The sequence below is a fragment of the Enterococcus sp. DIV1279b genome (assembly GCF_050531515.1).
GTDB classification, from domain to species: Bacteria; Bacillota; Bacilli; order Lactobacillales; family Enterococcaceae; genus Enterococcus_D; species Enterococcus_D casseliflavus.
Window position 1 is genome coordinate 2,998,024 of record NZ_CP172891.1, and the last position, 16,976, is coordinate 3,014,999.

At 43.7% G+C, this 16,976-nt stretch carries 18 protein-coding genes and 1 other annotated feature; of the genes, 5 read left to right on the forward strand and 13 right to left on the reverse strand.

What is annotated here, in order from left to right; genetic code table 11:
• Nucleotides 1–3: 3 nt before the first annotated feature.
• Together IGI71_RS14220 and lacG are read right to left on the reverse strand one after the other, a co-directional pair.
• Entirely contained in the window at nucleotides 4–321 is a 318-nt protein-coding gene (locus IGI71_RS14220) for a PTS lactose/cellobiose transporter subunit IIA (RefSeq protein ID WP_010749967.1), read from the reverse strand.
• A gap of 24 nt (nucleotides 322–345) precedes the next feature.
• Nucleotides 346–1,746, reverse strand: a complete 1,401-nt coding sequence (lacG, locus tag IGI71_RS14225; protein WP_060791468.1) for a 6-phospho-beta-galactosidase — start codon at nucleotides 1,744–1,746, stop codon at nucleotides 346–348.
• A gap of 238 nt (nucleotides 1,747–1,984) precedes the next feature.
• On the opposite strand from lacG, the gene IGI71_RS14230 reads away from it, so the two are divergent.
• Entirely contained in the window at nucleotides 1,985–2,770 is a 786-nt protein-coding gene (locus IGI71_RS14230) for a DeoR/GlpR family DNA-binding transcription regulator (protein ID WP_010749969.1), read from the forward strand.
• A 2-nt stretch (nucleotides 2,771–2,772) separates the two neighbouring features.
• Nucleotides 2,773–3,465 (forward strand): HAD family hydrolase, encoded by a 693-nt coding sequence (locus IGI71_RS14235; RefSeq protein ID WP_010749970.1) that lies wholly within the window; start codon nucleotides 2,773–2,775, stop codon nucleotides 3,463–3,465.
• A gap of 71 nt (nucleotides 3,466–3,536) precedes the next feature.
• On the opposite strand, the gene IGI71_RS14240 is transcribed toward IGI71_RS14235, so the two are convergent.
• From IGI71_RS14240 to IGI71_RS14275, 8 genes are all read right to left on the reverse strand, one after another.
• Entirely contained in the window at nucleotides 3,537–4,244 is a 708-nt protein-coding gene (locus IGI71_RS14240; RefSeq protein ID WP_005228270.1) for a zinc metallopeptidase, read from the reverse strand.
• Nucleotides 4,245–4,338: 94 nt separating this feature from the next.
• Nucleotides 4,339–4,671 carry a zinc ribbon domain-containing protein YjdM gene (locus IGI71_RS14245; RefSeq protein ID WP_010749972.1) on the reverse strand — a complete coding sequence of 111 codons (333 nt, stop codon included), beginning with the start codon at nucleotides 4,669–4,671 and terminating at the stop codon, nucleotides 4,339–4,341.
• Between the two features lie 183 nt (nucleotides 4,672–4,854).
• Complete coding sequence (locus tag IGI71_RS14250; protein WP_016609383.1) at nucleotides 4,855–5,514, reverse strand: methionine ABC transporter permease; 660 nt, start codon at nucleotides 5,512–5,514, stop codon at nucleotides 4,855–4,857.
• A complete protein-coding gene (locus IGI71_RS14255; RefSeq protein ID WP_060791469.1) occupies nucleotides 5,507–6,532 on the reverse strand; it encodes a methionine ABC transporter ATP-binding protein in 1,026 nt (341 codons plus the stop codon). Before IGI71_RS14255 ends, IGI71_RS14250 begins: the two co-directional genes overlap by 8 nt.
• A 14-nt stretch (nucleotides 6,533–6,546) precedes the next feature.
• Nucleotides 6,547–7,404: a MetQ/NlpA family ABC transporter substrate-binding protein gene (locus IGI71_RS14260; protein WP_060791470.1), complete on the reverse strand. Its 858-nt coding sequence runs from the start codon at nucleotides 7,402–7,404 to the stop codon at nucleotides 6,547–6,549.
• 50 nt (nucleotides 7,405–7,454) lie between these two features.
• Nucleotides 7,455–7,689: a binding site (T-box leader), on the reverse strand.
• 92 nt (nucleotides 7,690–7,781) lie between these two features.
• Nucleotides 7,782–8,615: a diaminopimelate epimerase gene (dapF, locus tag IGI71_RS14265; RefSeq protein WP_005228261.1), complete on the reverse strand. Its 834-nt coding sequence runs from the start codon at nucleotides 8,613–8,615 to the stop codon at nucleotides 7,782–7,784.
• A gap of 23 nt (nucleotides 8,616–8,638) precedes the next feature.
• Nucleotides 8,639–9,955 carry a diaminopimelate decarboxylase gene (lysA, locus tag IGI71_RS14270; RefSeq protein WP_010749977.1) on the reverse strand — a complete coding sequence of 439 codons (1,317 nt, stop codon included), beginning with the start codon at nucleotides 9,953–9,955 and terminating at the stop codon, nucleotides 8,639–8,641.
• A 4-nt stretch (nucleotides 9,956–9,959) separates the two neighbouring features.
• Nucleotides 9,960–11,129 (reverse strand): M20 metallopeptidase family protein, encoded by a 1,170-nt coding sequence (locus IGI71_RS14275; RefSeq protein ID WP_008380505.1) that lies wholly within the window; start codon nucleotides 11,127–11,129, stop codon nucleotides 9,960–9,962.
• A gap of 222 nt (nucleotides 11,130–11,351) precedes the next feature.
• On the opposite strand from IGI71_RS14275, the gene dapA reads away from it, so the two are divergent.
• From dapA to dapD, 3 genes are read left to right on the forward strand one after another with little or no spacing between them, the layout of a single operon-like run.
• Nucleotides 11,352–12,233, forward strand: a complete 882-nt coding sequence (gene dapA, locus IGI71_RS14280; protein ID WP_008380503.1) for a 4-hydroxy-tetrahydrodipicolinate synthase — start codon at nucleotides 11,352–11,354, stop codon at nucleotides 12,231–12,233.
• Between the two features lie 13 nt (nucleotides 12,234–12,246).
• Nucleotides 12,247–13,002, forward strand: coding sequence for a 4-hydroxy-tetrahydrodipicolinate reductase (dapB, locus tag IGI71_RS14285; RefSeq protein ID WP_005233953.1), 756 nt, complete (start codon nucleotides 12,247–12,249; stop codon nucleotides 13,000–13,002).
• 12 nt (nucleotides 13,003–13,014) lie between these two features.
• Entirely contained in the window at nucleotides 13,015–13,728 is a 714-nt protein-coding gene (dapD, locus tag IGI71_RS14290) for a 2,3,4,5-tetrahydropyridine-2,6-dicarboxylate N-acetyltransferase (protein WP_005233952.1), read from the forward strand.
• Nucleotides 13,729–13,872: 144 nt separating this feature from the next.
• Here the strand turns inward: dapD and IGI71_RS14295 are convergent, their stop codons facing one another.
• Genes IGI71_RS14295 through IGI71_RS14305 form a run of 3 tightly spaced genes read right to left on the reverse strand, consistent with a single transcriptional unit; the run spans nucleotide 13,873 to nucleotide 16,933 of the window.
• Entirely contained in the window at nucleotides 13,873–14,826 is a 954-nt protein-coding gene (locus tag IGI71_RS14295; RefSeq protein ID WP_430615852.1) for a DHH family phosphoesterase, read from the reverse strand.
• 54 nt (nucleotides 14,827–14,880) lie between these two features.
• A complete protein-coding gene (locus tag IGI71_RS14300) occupies nucleotides 14,881–16,212 on the reverse strand; it encodes a DRTGG domain-containing protein (protein WP_005228249.1) in 1,332 nt (443 codons plus the stop codon).
• 37 nt (nucleotides 16,213–16,249) lie between these two features.
• The gene (locus tag IGI71_RS14305) at nucleotides 16,250–16,933 is read right to left on the reverse strand and encodes a metal-dependent hydrolase (RefSeq protein ID WP_005228247.1); all 684 of its coding nucleotides are present in this window, start codon (nucleotides 16,931–16,933) and stop codon (nucleotides 16,250–16,252) included.
• Nucleotides 16,934–16,976: the final 43 nt, after the last annotated feature.

The following is a 16,976-nucleotide window of genomic DNA, read 5'->3' on the forward strand; positions in this document are numbered from 1 at the left end:
CTCCTATCCTTGATTCTGCTTGTACAGTGCAATAAAGTCTTGAATCAGATCTCTCAGCAACAAAGTGGTCATTAAATGATCCTGTCCATGGATAAAAATGAATCCCATCTCCATCTCTTTTCCCGATGCTTCTTCCGCTAAAATTTTCGTTTGCGAATTGTGTGCAAGGGTTAAATTTTCGTCGGCTTCTTTCAGTGCTGAATCAACATGCTCAAAGTTCCCTTGTCTTACTTCTTTCAATAATTTCAATAATGTACTGCGAGCGTCCCCTGAATAAGCAACGATCTCAAAACCAAGCATTTGTAATTCCTCTTTATTCATCTTTTCTTCCTCCATTATTACTTATTAAATAATCGTTTTGGTTTCACTAACTAATTTGTACCAGTATGCTGACTCTTTCGGGTAACGCTTCTGGGTTTCAAAATCAACATAAAACAAGCCATACCTTTTGTTATACCCATTTGTCCATGAGAAAAGATCCATAAGCGACCACAAAAAATATCCCTTCACATTTACCCCAGCTGTTATCGCCTTGCTTAAGGATTCCAAATAGACTCTCAAATAGTCGATTCTCGGCTGATCCATAATGATGCCATCTTCAAACTGGTCTTTATACCCCATGCCGTTTTCAGTGATATAGATTTTGTTGTAATGCGGGTAATCGCTTTTAATTCGCAACAACAAGTCATAAAGCCCTTCTGGATAAATCAGCCAGTCCCAATCTGTTCGAGGAATTCCTTCTTTATAAATGCGTTCTCCGATCCCCTTCACTTTATAAACAGAGGTCCCTTTTTCACCCGTGCCATTATGATGGATCGCGTTTTCTCCATCGTAAGCTTTGACAAAATGGCATTGGTAGTGATTGATCCCTAAATAGTCATTACGCGTGGAGGCTTTTTTCAATTCGACAAAATCTTCTTCAGGAAAATGATAGCTGGCCTGATTTGCTTCACATATCTCATCAAGAGCAGTCAAGGTTTCAGTTGAATAGAAGCCTAAATAAGTAGCATCTAATAAGAAGCGGATCGACAATGCATCGTCTAAAAAGGCTGCATGCTTATCTTCTGGAGCATCTGTTGCCGCATATTTCGTCTCCAATGAGTGAACGACACCGATTTCGCCTGGAAGTTCGTTTTCTTTGAAATAGTTCACTACACGTGCATGGGCAACCATCATATTATGAAGACAGGCGATGATTTTTGTAAAATCATATTTGATTCCTGGCGGGAAAACGCCTAACAAATATTGATTGGTCGCAACAGGATAGATTTCATTAAAGGTACTCCACACTTTCACTTCTTTGAATTCATGAAAACAAAAAATGGCATAGGAAACGAATGCTTCTATTGTTTCTCGATTCAAAAAATCTCCCTGGTCAAACAAACGTTTAGGGGTATCAAAATGATGCAATGTCACAAACGGCGTTACGTTTCTTTTCGCACATTCTTCGAACACACGATGATAAAAAGCGATTCCTTCTGGGTTCGGTTCCCCATCACCATCAGGAAAAATTCGACTCCATGCAATGGATAATCTTAGCCCATTCACACCAAATCGTTCACACAATTCAATATCCTTTGCATATTGATGATAAAAATCACTTGCCGGATCGGGACTGAATCTACCCTGTTCCTCTAAAAAATCATCCCAAGCAACAGCGCCTTTGCCGCCTTCCTTAGTGGCTCCTTCAACCTGATAGGCTGCTGTGGCTCCACCAAAAATAAAATCTTCTGGTAATTTAAGCATGTACATCTCTCCTCAAATCTATAATCAGTTTCCACACTTTCTAACTGATTGAATTGTAATCGCATCCAAAACATTTGTCAACAAAAACAAACATAAATAATCACAAAAATCGAAGAAAAAATGATAAAAACCATTGAAATAAACATGTATCACGCAAATAATTGTTTGTTTTTGTTTGAAACAGATTGACTGTTATCCGATTATATGGTAGATTATCCTTAAATTAGAGGTGAAGACGATGCTGAAAAAAGAAAGATTGTTTACTATCGTAGAAATGGTCAATAAAAAAGGAATCCTTACCGTTAATGAAATCATCAATCAATTAGATGTTTCTGATATGACCGTTCGCAGAGATTTAGATGAATTAGAAAAATCGGGCAAGCTGCTACGTGTCCATGGAGGGGCGCAAAGTCTTTCCTACACTTTAGATCAAGAACTTTCTCACACCGAAAAAGCCACTCTGCAGATTCAAGAAAAAAAAGAAATTGCTGCCGCAGCAGCCTCCTCAATTCAAGAAGGCGAAACAATTTTTTTAGGACCAGGTACAACAATCGAACTTTTGGCGACCCATTTACTGAACAAGAAAATTCGGATTATTACAAACAATTACCCGGTTTTTGATATTCTTGCGCAAGCAGATGGACCAGAAATTTTACTAATTGGTGGTGATTTCCGTAAAAATACCGGCGCATTTGTTGGACCAATCACCAACGACAATTTAAGAAGACTAAAGTTTACAAAAGCATTTATCAGTTCAAATGGCGTTCACAACGAAGCAATTTCTACTTACAGTACAGAAGAAGGAGAAGCGCAGCAGATCGCATTAAATAATTCTCGCAAGAAATATCTGCTCGTTGATAACAAAAAGTTCAATCGGGATGATTTTTATGTGTTTTATAATTTACATGATTTCGATTTACTCATTACGGATCGCCAGATCTCGCGAGAGGTTCAAGAGCACTATGCACAATATGTCGATCTGCAAATTGCTGATTCAACCGAAAATACCACTATAGGAGCGTAACTATGAAAGGGATTATTTTTGATTTCAACGGAACAATGTTTTTGGACTCTCATCTACATGAAGCTGCTTGGCTGCACATGATTCATGATCATACAAAAGATGGTTTATCAGATGAGGATATTTTAAAAAATATCCATGGTCGAACGAATACGGAGATTTTAAAACATTTCATTTCAGAACATTTGACCGCCTCTGAGATCGCCGTATTGTCAGAAGAAAAAGAAAGCTATTATCGTATGCTTTGCTTGCAAAATAAGAACGATCTCCAATTGACAAAGGGGCTTGAAGCGACTCTTGATCAGCTGACTGACCAGCAGATTCCATTAACGATCGCCACCGCTACTGTTAAAGAGAATGTTGCTTTTTATTTTGATACTTTCGATTTAGCTCGCTGGTTTGATTGGGATAAGATCGTCTATGACGATGGCTCTTTTCCTGGAAAACCGCAACCGGATATTTTTCTTAAAGCGGCTGGCAAATTGGGCTTAGCTCCTGCAGATTGTCTTGTTATCGAAGATGCTTATTCAGGTTTGCTTGCTGCCAAGCGTGCTGGGATTGGAACAATTATCGCAATTGATCCATTCGGTAAGAATAAATCAGTATTTGAACAGGCACAGCTAAATAAAGATGGAACCATCAAAGATTTTACTGATTTTTGGACAGAGCACCTGTCAAAAGTTTTCGTTAAATCATAATATTCCATACAAAAAGCGGCTCAACCAAGAAATCTTGATTGAGCCACTTTGTTATTATTTGTTTCCATTTTCTAATTCCGACGGTTGTTATTACCGAATAAAATAATCAAACGTAAGAGCTGCAATAAGGTTGCTACGGCAGCTGCGACATACGTCAACGCTGCGGCAAAGAGCACTCTTCTTGCTTGTGGTACTTCATCTTCTGTTAACAAGCCACCATCTGCCAAAATACGGATCGCCCGTTTTGAGGCATCGAACTCGACTGGCAAGGTCACTAATTGGAAAATAAACGCCAATGAGAAAGCCAACAAGCCTAAGTTGATCAGAAACGATCCTCGTAATAGGACCCCAATCAAAATCAATGGGATCGAGATGCTGGTTCCGATATTAGCGATCGGTACGATCGCATGACGCAAACGCAAAGGAAAATAACCTTTGGCATCTTGGACTGCGTGTCCACACTCATGGGCCGCAACACCGATTGCTGCTACCGAAGTTGATTGTGCAGTGGATTGCGATAAACTCAGCATTTTGTTGCCAGAATTGTAATTATCCGTCAAATCACCAGCGATCGCTTGCACACCCACATTATTGATTCCTTGGCTTTGCAAGATGTACTGCGCCGCTTTTGTGCCGGTAATATTATTTTTACTTCTGACTTTGTCATATTTGTTAAAGGTACTTTTGACGTACGCTGACGCTGCTAGTGAAATCACCATACCGATAATTACAAGAATGAAAGTCGGGTCATAAAAAAAGCCGAACCCGTATCCGCCCATACCATACACGATAAAATTCCCCCTTTTAATCTTTGACCTTATTTTACCATTAAAGTGGTGAAAAAATTATGAAGATGACTGGAAGATTTTGTTTTTAACCTTTTTTTACAAATTCTGATTTTAGTTTCATTGCGCCGAAGCCATCGATCTTGCAATCAATGTTGTGGTCGCCTTCGACTAATTTGATGTTTTTCACTTTCGTTCCTTGTTTGATGGCGCCAGATGCGCCTTTGACTTTCAAGTCTTTGATGACCGTTACTGTATCGCCATCGACTAAAATATTGCCGTTGGCATCTTTATATACGGGTGCTTCTTCCATCGCTTGTTGCTCTTGCCATTCGTTTCCGCATTCAGGACAAACAAACAGCCCGCGGTCTTCATAAGCGTATTCAGATTGGCAATTTGGACAGTTAGGAATTTGAGTCATAGTGTTGCTCCTTTAAAATATAATTTTCGCTGTAAAAAAACAACTCACCATCAGCATACCGAAAAACCATTAGCGGTGCAACCAAAAATCAGTGACCTGTAAGTAAAAAAAATCGCTTCTGTAGAGTAATAACAGAAGCGATAACTCAAGTGTATTCGAAAAGGAACTACAAAGCGTTGGGTATTATTTTGAGAAATGATTCGCACAAGCATCGCCGACCCACTGGATGATTTGTACCAGAAGAATCAGCAGGAGAATCACCACAATCAAAATCGCCGTTTCATAGCGATAATAACCATACTGAATTGCTAAATCGCCAATGCCGCCTGCGCCAATTGTTCCCACCATCGCTGAGTAGCCTAAAAGACTGATCAAAGTTAGCACAAATCCGCGAATCAAAGCTGGCAGACTTTCTGGTAAAATCACTTCGCGAACGATCTGTCTCGTCGATGCTCCAGAAGCGACGCTGGCTTCAAGGACGCCATAGTCGATTTCGGCAAATGCGGATTCAGCGATTCGGGCGTAAAAAGGAATCGCGGCAATCGATAAAGCAATCGCACCACCCGCTGGGGTATAAGGATCACCGATCAGCATCGCTGATAACGGAATCAGCGTAATCAATAAGATCAAAAATGGCAGCGAACGGATTGCATTGACGACAAAATCGGCCAGATGATGCAAGAAAATATTTTTATGAAAAAGGTTACTGCCGACTAAAAACAGGACTAATCCAATCAATAAGCCGAAAACTACTCCTATAATTGCTGAGGTCCCCACCATAAAGAATGTTTCCCATAGTGCTTGAGGCAGGTTTGTTTTTAAAATCTCAATCGTTTCAGCCATTTTTCTCACCTATCTTTCTTAGAGAAAAGACGTTCGCAGCTAAGTGTTCTCGGGCTTTTGCTGCTTCTTCGTCGGGTCCCGTCAAATAGATATACAAAATACCGATCACATCTTTTTTGATATACTCAATTTTCCCATGGATGATATTGATCGACACATCGTAGGCTTTCGCTACAGTCGAAATCAGCGGTTCTAACGTATACTCACCTTGGTAGCGCAATTCCAGCAAGTCGCCTTGCGTGAAAGATGCTAGAATCTCTTCAGGAAGCGTCAGATCCAAGTAGCGGCCTACCAGTTTTTTTGTAATAGGCTGTTTAGGCTGACTGAACAAGCCATAGGTCGTTTGTTCTTCAACAATGCGCCCCTTTTCCATCACTGCCACCCGATCAAAAAACTTACGGGCAACATCCAATTCATGAGTGATAAAGACGATGGTGATGCCTGTCTGTTCCTTGATTCGGATCAACAATTTCAAAATTTCTTCAGTCGTTTCAACATCTAACGCACTGGTAGCTTCGTCACACAACAAAATCTCAGGTTCGTTGGCAATCGCTCGTGCAATGCCGATCCGTTGCTTTTCTCCCCCAGACAAATTATTCGGATACTCGTGAATTTTGTGAGGCAGATCCACCATTTCCAACAGTTCCTTGATCCTCGCTTCTTGCTGATCTTTCGGATAATCACCAGCGCGCAAAGCAAAGGCTAAATTTTCCTTGATGGTTCGATTATGGATCAGATTGAAATGCTGAAAGATCATCCCGATTTTTTGTCGTACTTCACGCAAGTGTTTGCCTTTGGCTTGCGTGATGTCTTGACCATCAATCAGAATTTGACCGCTAGAGGGCACCTGCAGTAGATTCAACGTACGAACCAAGGTACTTTTCCCAGCCCCGCTCAATCCGACGATCCCGTATACTTCTCCAGCTTGAACGGAAAAATCAACGGAATCCACTGCTTTTTTGATTTGTTTTTTATGAGTGAATGTCACTGATACTTGTTTTACTTCTATTTTTGCCATAAGGTATGCCCTTCTTACTCAGTCCAAAATTTCGGTTGATCAAAGTTGCTGAACGGTGATTCGGCAATCGCTTCTTTAAATGCGTCACTTTCTAATACTTCCGTAACTGCCTTAGCAAAATCACTGTCTTCTTCTTCGGTGGACACCACAAAGACATTTTTATATTCTTCTTTCAACGACTCCAACGCCAAAGCATCTGCAGGATCAAGAGAAGCCGCCCAAGCGAAGTTTCCTGGTACTAAAGCTAAATCGACTGTATCTAACGAACGAGCCAATTGGGCTGCGTCTAATTCTTTAAATGTCAGATTCTTCGGATTTTCTTCGATATCATTCACCGTTGCCTTCGTTTCGTCGATATTGTCTGCGATGGTGATCAACTCATTGGCAGCTAACAGTTGCAAGGTCCGAGCTAAATTTGAGGCATCATTGGCAATCGAAACAGTCGCCCCGTCTGCTAACTCATCCAAGCTGGACAGTTGCTTCGAATAGATGCCCATTCCCAATGTTGGCACTTTTTGTAATGCCGTAAGAGATAACTGGTTATCTGCCGAAAATTTTTCTAGATAGGCCGTATGCTGAAACAAATTGGCATCGATTTGTCCATTCGCCAAGGCATTGTTCGGCTGAATATAATCATTAAACACTTTGGTCGTTAGTTGATACCCTTTTTCTTCCAGTAATGGAGAGATCACCTCTGTCACCATATCCCCATATGGTCCAGGTGCCACTCCAACGACTTTTTCTTCCACTGCATCTACACTATTTTCACCAGACTGTGTATCCTCCGTGCTGCTAGTATTGCTACAAGCTGCCAATGTAATTAAGACAGCAGCAGCAACTAACCCAACGATTCCCTTTTTCAACTGTTTCATTTTTTAGTTCCCCCTTTTTATAATAAAAAAACGTCCTTTCTCCATCATAGAGAAAGGACGAAACAACCATGTTCGTGGTACCACCTTTAATTCATTGGCACAAGCTGCCAACCTTATCAGTTTATCAACTGCTTTGCTGTAACGGGCAATCCCGCTGCACGCTTGCTTTTGCTCACGTCCAAACGCTCCAAGGCCATCTTCAGTCAAACGGCTGTGCTCTTTCTCACCAATCCGAGCTCTCTGATCCAATCGAAACTGACTTACTCTTCTTATCATCGCGTGTTTTTAAGTTGTGTTTAACTATACGATAGCCTCAAATGAATGTCAATTCTTTTTTTCACGAAAAAACCATCTTTTTACAATGATTTTCACAGCGTTTATACAGTCAAATTCTCATCTAAAATCAAGCCTTCAGAGACCATAACCGCATCACCGATCAATTCTAATGCGCCCTGATCAACATCAACTTCTACCGTTAACTCGCCACCTAACACGTGCAGCAAGACATTCGCTGCCGCTTGCTGGTGACGTTTGGTCACGACATACGCAGTGGCACCAGAACCTGTGCCGCACGCATAGGTAAAACCTTCCACCCCTCGTTCATACGTGCGAACGATCAGATCACCCTTGTCATCTTCTTCATAGAAATTGACATTCGCCCCTTTGGGGAAAACCTCCCAATAGCGTATCTCTTTGGCAAGTTCAGCCAGCTGTTCCAACTCAGTTTCTGCCAGACCAGGATAGTGAACCACCGCATGAGGAATTCCTGGATCACCCAATTCCACATAGTCCACGAAAGAAACCATTGGATTCGGGTACGCTTGATCAAATGTAGTCACGGTCGGTGGATTCAAGGTTACTTTGTAGTGTTTTGCCGACAAGCGCCATGCGGGGACATCGCCAGCAACTGTTTCGATGGTCATCTGCTCGCCAGCAATTCCCTTCTCAAAGGCATAGCGGGCAATACAGCGAGCGCCGTTGCCGCACATTTCTGCTTCGGTCCCATCAGCATTGTAAAACCGCATCCGAAAATCAGCGGTTCCTGTGGGAAAATCCACTGCCATGACTGCATCCGCGCCAACAGAAAATTTCCGATGGCAAACCTGAGCAGCAAATTGCGACAGTTGTTCATGGGAGAATTTCAATGTGCGGTTATCGATTACGATAAAATCATTTCCTGCACCTTGCATTTTTGTATAAGGAATCGTCATGTTGTCACCTGCTTTTCAAAATTTTACTTGCTGGAAGCTCCCTCTTTTAGAAACGAAGGAACCACTTCATTTTGCAGCATTTGCTCGTAGGACTGGCGTTTAACGGCTAATTCCGCTTGGCCGTTTTCCACAAAGACGACTGCAGGAATCTGTAAATTATTGTAGCTGCTGGCCATCGAATAGCCATAAGCTCCTGTTGCGAACGTAGCAAACAGATCCCCAGTTTCAACGGGCGGTAATGCAAGATCTTTTACTAAGATGTCCGTGCTCTCACAAGCTTTGCCAGAAATGGTGATCTTTTGTGTCGCAGCTTCGGAAGCGCGGTTGGCTAAGATTCCAGTGTATGTTGCTTGATAAAGACCTGGACGAATATTGTCTGTCATGCCACCGTCAATGCTGGCGTATGTTCTGATTCCTGGCAATGTCTTGATACTGCCGATGGTGTGCAAACTGATACCTGCTTCTGCGACGATACTACGCCCAGGTTCAATAACGATGGTCGGACGTTCGCTCTGGTGCTGCGCATAAAAGGCGTCGATTTTTTCCATCACAGGATCTAAAAAGTAGCTGTAGGGTTGGCGAATATCTGCATCTGTGTATCGAACGCCAAAGCCGCCGCCAACATTTAGTTCTTTGATCCAATAATCAAAGCGTTCATGAATGGTTTGGACAAGGGCCAAAGCCGCATCAACTGCCGCTAGATGTGAGCGATTGTCCGACAATTGACTGCCGACATGAAAATGCAGGCCATAGAAATCCAATTCAGGTGCTTGAATCACTTCTTCCACTAACGGAAATAAGATTTCTTCATCTAAAGGAATCCCGAATTTCGAATCTTTTTGTCCGGTCGAGATAAATTGATGGGTGCTGACCGAAACCTCGGGTGTGATGCGCAACAAAATTTTAGCAACGACTTGCTTTTCTTGACATAACGCGCGGATCAAGCCGACTTCTTGAATGCCATCAACGATGATCCGTCCTACGCCATAATCAAGGGCGGCTGCTAATTCTTCAATCGATTTATTATTGCCGTTAAACTCGATGTGTTCTGCTGGAAAATCAGCTTGGATCGCTGTATACAGCTCTCCACCGCTAACCACGTCTAATGAGAGTCCTTCTGACTTGATCACTTGCAGCATTGCTGTGGTGCAGAAAGCTTTAGCGGCATAGGCTGCCCGTGTCTTGCTGTAGCGCGTCAAAAACTGCGCCTGAATCTTTTGGCATTCTTCGCGAATCTCCGAAACGGAATACACGTAAAGGGGGGTTCCGAAGGTTTTTGCCAGCTCAACGGTATCACAACCGTCAATGTATAAGTGATTGTTCTTGATTTCTTTTGCCATCGCTTTACTCCTTGTCTGTCGGCTCGTTCAACGCCTCGATCAAACGAACGTAGCATTCGATGCCTTGCAATAGATTTTTTTCGTCAAAATTCATTTTGCTGCTGTGTAAAGGGTGGACATAGCCTTTTTCTTCATTTCGGGTGCCGACAAAGAAAAAGACACCGGGGATTTCCTTTTGGTACATCGAAAAATCCTCTGCCAACATATATGGCGGTGTTTCTCGGTAGCTCTCCCCGACCACTTTTTCCAACACTTCCACCATCTCAGGATCATTGTCCACGACACGATAAAGGTGCTCGAATTCGACATCCGCCGTGCAATCATATCCTTTGGCGATTTCTTGTGCGACGGTGGTGATTCTGCGCGTCATCGTTTCATAGACTTCATCTTCAAACGCCCGCATCGTTCCTTTTAAAACGACCTTGCCGGGAATGATATTTTCCGCATCTCCCCCATGGATCTTCCCAAAAGTGATGACCCCAGCAGAAAGCGGGCTGATATTGCGTGAAATGATCGAATGCAATCCTTGAATAATCGCAGCCGCGGCTAAAATGGCATCATGTCCTTGATGAGGCTGGGCACCATGGGCACTCGTGCCGTTGATCGTTAGATTGATCTCGCCGTTACGGGCCATCATCGGACCTTTCCGACTCGCAATGACTCCTTCGGGAAAGTCTGGGAAGACATGCAGCCCCACGATTTTTTCCACGCCAAAATCTCGTAAGATGCCTTCATCGATCATCAGTTGAGCGCCACCGGGGCTTTCCTCGGCTGGTTGGAAAATCAAAACGATCGTTCCACGAATCACTTCAGGATGCGTCGCTAAGTATTTGGCAAACCCTAGCATCGTTGCCATATGGCCATCATGCCCGCAGGCGTGCATTTTTCCTTCATGTTTGGAAGCAAAAGAAACACCGGTCTCTTCTTTGATCGGTAGTGCATCGATATCCGTTCGAAAGGCCAGTGTCTTTCCTGGACGCTCACTGCGAAAGACAGCAATCAAGCCGGTTTCAATCACTGGATAGATTTCTTTGATCCCAAAGGATTGCAACTGACGCAGCAAGTATTCCTTTGTTTTGAACTCAGTTAACCCTAATTCAGGGATTGTATGTAATTCACGACGAAAACGAACCACGTCTTCGGTTAATTCTGTGACTGTTTGCGATACTTGCATGTTAAAACACCTTTCTATACATTCCTTTTAAAAATATCCATAAAAACCAGCGAATATTCAGTTTTTCATTGATATTGTTTAATATTATAGTATATAATTCGAATAATCTATAGTATAAATTGTCGAAATGTTTCGATTTTTATTGAAAATTTTACCCCTCGTTTTGGTACACTTATACGTAGAGTAACGAAAAATAAATTGGTTGAAAGGATGTGTCGTAGTTTGACAATATTCAAAGGTTCTGGCGTTGCGTTGATTACCCCTATGCTTCAAGATGGTTCGGTGGATTTCGATAAGCTGAAGGAGTTAGCGGAGTGGCATGTGCAGCAAGGAACGAATGCAATCATTGCATGCGGTACGACCGGTGAAGCATCCACGTTAGACGATGAAGAACATATCGCGGTGATCGAAGCGGTGGTAAAACAAGTTGCTGGTCGAATCCCCGTTATCGGAGGAACAGGCTCCAACAATACCCAACATGGGATCCATCTTTCAAAAGAAGCACAGCGCGTTGGTGCTGACGCATTATTGGTTGTAACACCTTACTACAACAAAGCGACCAAGAAAAGTTTAGTCGCTCACTATGAAGCAATCTGTCAAAGCGTTGAGCTGCCAGTGATCTTATACTCCGTCAGCTCAAGAACCGGCTTAAATTTAACACCTGAAGCCGTGGCAGAACTAAAAAAAATCCCTAATATCAAAGGCATCAAAGAGGCCAGCGGTGATATTTCGCAAATCGCAGAAATCGCTCGTCTTGCGGATGATGACTTTGCGATCTATTCAGGAAATGACGATCAAGTAACCCCAATTTTAGCTTTAGGTGGCTCTGGCGTGATTTCAACGATCGGCAATATCGCTCCGAAACAAACGGCACAACTCGTTGCTGATTTCTTAAATGGTGATGTAAAAGCAGCCATCAAAGAGCAGTTGCGACAAAAACCGTTGATCGATGCGATTTTCAGTGAAGTAAATCCTGTGCCGATCAAAGCAGCGGTCTCCTTGCTAGGCAAATGCGAATTGCATTATCGTTTGCCTTTGGGTGTCCCGGAAGATGCGACCCTCGTTCATTTAGAAGAAGAAATGACCAATTACGGATTGCTGTAAGGAGGAGTTTTTGGTGAAACAAATTTTATTAAGTGGTGCAAACGGTCGCATGGGCAAAGTGTTGCAAAGCCTGATCGCAAAGCACCCTCAGTTAGAAGTGGCCGCCGGCTTAGATCGTACCGAGCAATTAGATGGTCCTTTTCCAATCTATGATCGTCCAGAAAAAATCACGCAACCGATCGATTTGGTGATTGATTTTTCTCATTATAGCAATGTGCCTGCCTTGTTGAACTATTGTGTCGAACAGCAGCTGCCAATCGTGGTTGCTACAACTGGTTTGACGGAAGACACGCAGATGATGCTGCCGTTGGCTGCTAAAGTGATTCCGGTTTTCTATTCTGCCAATATGTCGTTGGGGATCAATGTACTGATCAAAGCACTACAAAGTATCACCCCCGCATTAGAAGCTGACTTTGACATTGAGATCATCGAAAAGCATCATAATCAAAAACTTGATGCACCAAGCGGTACAGCTTTGCTGTTGGCAGATAGTATCAATGACAGCTGCGAAACAAAAAAAGAGTATCTCTACGGGCGTGAAGGCAGTGATCTAGTAAATGACCGCAAGCAGATGGGCATCCATGCCGTTCGCGGCGGAACGATCCCTGGGGAACACATTGTCATCTATGCTGGGCAGGATGAAATCATTGAATTAAAACACACTGCGCTCTCCCGCGAAATCTTCGCCAATGGTGCACTAAAAGCAGCGGAATTTTTAGCCGATCAACCAGCCGGTTTTTATTCCATGCAAAATCTAATCGACAAGTAAAGGTGGTCTCTCATGACAGAATTACAATTTTCCGATCCTTATCAATTAGCAAAATATATCAAAGAAGCAAATAAACAAACACCTGTAAAAGTCTATATCAATGGAGATCTTGGCGACGTCCAAGCAGATGGCATCCAATTGTTTGGTAACGGCACCTTCTATTTCGTGGTTGGTGACAGTCAAAAAGTAGCTGAGTTTTTAACCGCGCACCAAGACAAAATCACCGATCACTATCTGGAAAATGATCGCCGCAACTCAGCGATTCCTTTGTTGGACTTGACGAAAGTCGATGCCCGTATCGAACCAGGTGCCTTTATCCGGGACCAAGCCATCATTGAAAAAAATGCCGTTATCATGATGGGGGCAGTGATCAACATTGGTGCTGTGGTTGGTGAAGAAACCATGATCGATATGGGGGCGATTTTAGGTGCCCGGGCAACCGTTGGGAAAAAAGCCCATATTGGCGCTGGTGCTGTCTTGGCTGGCGTTCTTGAGCCACCTTCAGCAAGCCCAGTCATCATTGAAGACAATGTTTTGATCGGCGCAAATGCCGTCGTCCTTGAAGGCGTCCGTGTCGGCGAAGGTGCAGTCGTTGCTGCCGGTTCTGTGGTGACGGAAGATGTCCCTGCTGGAGCAGTCGTTGCTGGCTCACCAGCTAAAGTCATCAAAATGAAAGACGAGAAAACGAAAAGCAAAACCGAATTTTTAGACGATCTACGGGGGTAAACTTCTTATTTTCTCGTAAATACGCAACAAAAAAACGCAGTGCCGGTTCAGTGATGAGCCTGCGCTGCGTTTTGTCTAAAAAAGGGCGTGCCGAAAGCTTTTGGCACGCCCTTTTTCTATTGGCAAATGTGCTTGTAAAAGTGTTTATTCTGCTTGAAATTCTTTGATCGCTGCTTGGATCTCTTGATAGATCACTGCAACTTCTTCAAGGTCTTTTGCATTTGCTCCACTGGCAAGGGGATGTCCGCCGCCATGATGGCGTTTGGCGATCTCATTGATCACTGGACCTTTCGAACGCATCCGCACCCGGTAATAGCCTTCTGGTTGTTCGACAAAGATCGCCCAAGCCATCACTTCGTCGATTTTCCCTGGTAAGGAAACGACTGCTGAGGTTTCCGAATCCACTACGCCAAAACGCTGCTGCAATTCTTGTGATAGGATCACTCTGCCAGCACCAATCTCATCGATCTCGATGTTTTCGTAGACATACCCTGAAAGGCGAGCAACACTGCGAGAGACTTGATCCAATTGCCGATTGATCTTCGGTGCATCAAAACCGTAATCCAATAGTTCAGCCGCTAAGCGCAGCGTTGTCGCTGTCGTTGACGGATATAAAAACCGTCCAGTATCACCAACAATGCCTGCATATAGCAGACGAGCCGCTTCTTGCGTCATCGTCAGCTCGTTTTGAAACATTTGCCAAAACGAAACGATCATCTCACTACAGCTGCTGGCTTTTGTATTGACCCAGACCAGCTCTCCGTAAGGCTCATCATTAGGGTGATGATCGATTTTGATCAATTTCGCCCCTTGATCATAGCGTTGGTCACTGACCCGTGGTGCATTGGCCGTATCTGTAACGATCACCAACGCTCCTTTATACAAATCATCAGGGATCGTCTGCATCAGCGCCAAGTAATCCAATCCTTCAACAGGTCCGCCGACTTGATAGATTTCTTTTTCGGGAAAACTAGCTCGTAAAATTTCTGCCAAACCCACTTGTGATCCTAATGCATCTGGATCAGGGCGCTGGTGCCGATGGATAATGATTCGGTCGAATGCTTTGATTGTTGCAAGTATTTCTTCTTGTACCTTCATGAATGGTCTCAACTTTCTCTCTAAAATTTTTCCATAAGTGCCGTTTTCGATGATTTATGGGCGTTCCATTACTTGGCATACCACGATCGCTTTTGCCACTAAGGAATTTTCGATCGATACTTCGATATCGATTTTCGCCGAACGTCGCCCCAGTTCTAGAATCTTCGGTTGAATGATGATCTCGCTTTCTAATTGGATCAAACGGAAGTAATGCAGATTGACTTGCTCGATCCAACTATTGCGCCGTTGATTCAACTGCATGGTACGTTTTGCCGTATTCGCGATCACTTCACTCAAGACACCAAAAGAGATCGTTCCGACTTCATTGACCATTTGAGGCGTCACCGCAAAGCTGAAATGCGGCTGCGGCAATTTGTTCCCTTCAAAATCTTGTTCGATGACTTGCATCTGTCCCGAGATTTGGTCTGAAATCGTATCTGAAATTTGTGTTTGTCGTTGGACCATCTGCATCGCTTTCATGATGTCTTGGCGTGTAACGATCCCAATCAAAGAAAGGTCATCTGCTACGACGGGCATCACTTCTAAGCCATCCCAAATCATCTGATGGCTGGCAGAGGCCACACTCATCTCTTTTTTTACGACCCGTGGTTCCCGGGTCATGATTCGTTCGATGATCTGCGTGTCAGGCTTTTCTAGGACATCTTTGGCTGTGATGATCCCAACGACCCGCATATTCTTGTTGACGACTGGATAGCGGGAGTGGTTGGTAGACTCCGAAAGCAGTTTGTAATCCTTGACCGTATCAAAGGTGTGCAGATACTTGGTTTTTTCCAATGGCATATAAATGTCACTCACCAGCATGATGTCCTTTTTGATCAGCTGGTCACTCAAGGCACGGTTGATCATCGTTGCCACGGTAAAGGTGTCATAGGTCGTTTGTAAAATCGGCAGCTCCAATTCGTCTGCTAAGCGACAGATTTCCTCTGAGGTTTCAAAGCCCCCCGTGATCAAGACGGCTGCGCCATCTTCCAGTGCCAACTTGTGGACTTCGTTACGGTTTCCGACGATCACTAAGGAACCAGGCGTGATGTAGCGTTCCATTGCCGATTCCTTCATGGCGCCGATAACAAATTTGTTCAAGTCTTTGTCTAAACCGGCTGCGCCGCCCAAAACATCGCCTTCAATGATTTGGACGACTTCGCCGAAAGTTAGTTTTTCAATGTGTTTCTTTAGTTTCCGTTCAATCCGAATGGTTCCCACACGTTGTATCGTTGAAACCAAGCCGATATTTTCCGCATCTTTGATCGCCCGATAGGCTGTTCCTTCACTGACATTCAAGTCTTTTGCGATTCCCCGCACCGAGATGCGATCGCCTACAGGCAGATTCTCGATATGCGCTAAAATCAAGTCGTGTTTTGTCGCCATAATTATCCCCTATTCCTACTACGAATCTTCCTGTTGCTTAAACTTCTAATGTCTCACCGACTGCAAGGATCTGGCCCACACCTGCCGGCAATAAATTCACGAAGGTTTGCGGATCTTGCTTGATCATTGGAAACGTATTGTAATGGATCGGTACTACTTTGCTCGCGTTTAAAAGCGCCGCTGCTGTTGCAGCATCTTGAACGCCCATCGTAAAATTATCCCCGATCGGTAAAAACGCCACATCGATATCGAAACGTTCACCGATCATCGCCATATCGCTAAAGAGGGCAGTATCGCCAGCGTGGTAGATGGTTTTGCCTTCTGCTTCTAAAATGATCCCCACTGGGTTGCCCATATAGATCATCGTTCCGTCTTCTTCAAGACCAGAGCTGTGTTTCGCTTCCACCATTGAGATTTTGCCAAACGGGAACTCAAAAGAGCCTCCCATATTCATGCCATGCGTCTCAGCAACGCCTTTGCGGGCTGCATAGCGGCAAATTTCAACGACACTGATCACTGGTGCTTCATTTCTTTTGGCGATCGGCACCATGTCCCCAATATGATCGCTATGACCATGCGTGATCAAAAGCCAATCGGTTTCCACTGTGTCTGCATCCAAATCAGTCAGAGCATTTCCAGTAATAAAAGGGTCAAACAACAATTTTTGGCCATCCGCTAATTGGATAGCAAGCACCGAGTGTCCGTGATACGTAAGTTTCATACAACATTCCCCTTTCCATCTAAGTAATACAGTCTAATATTTT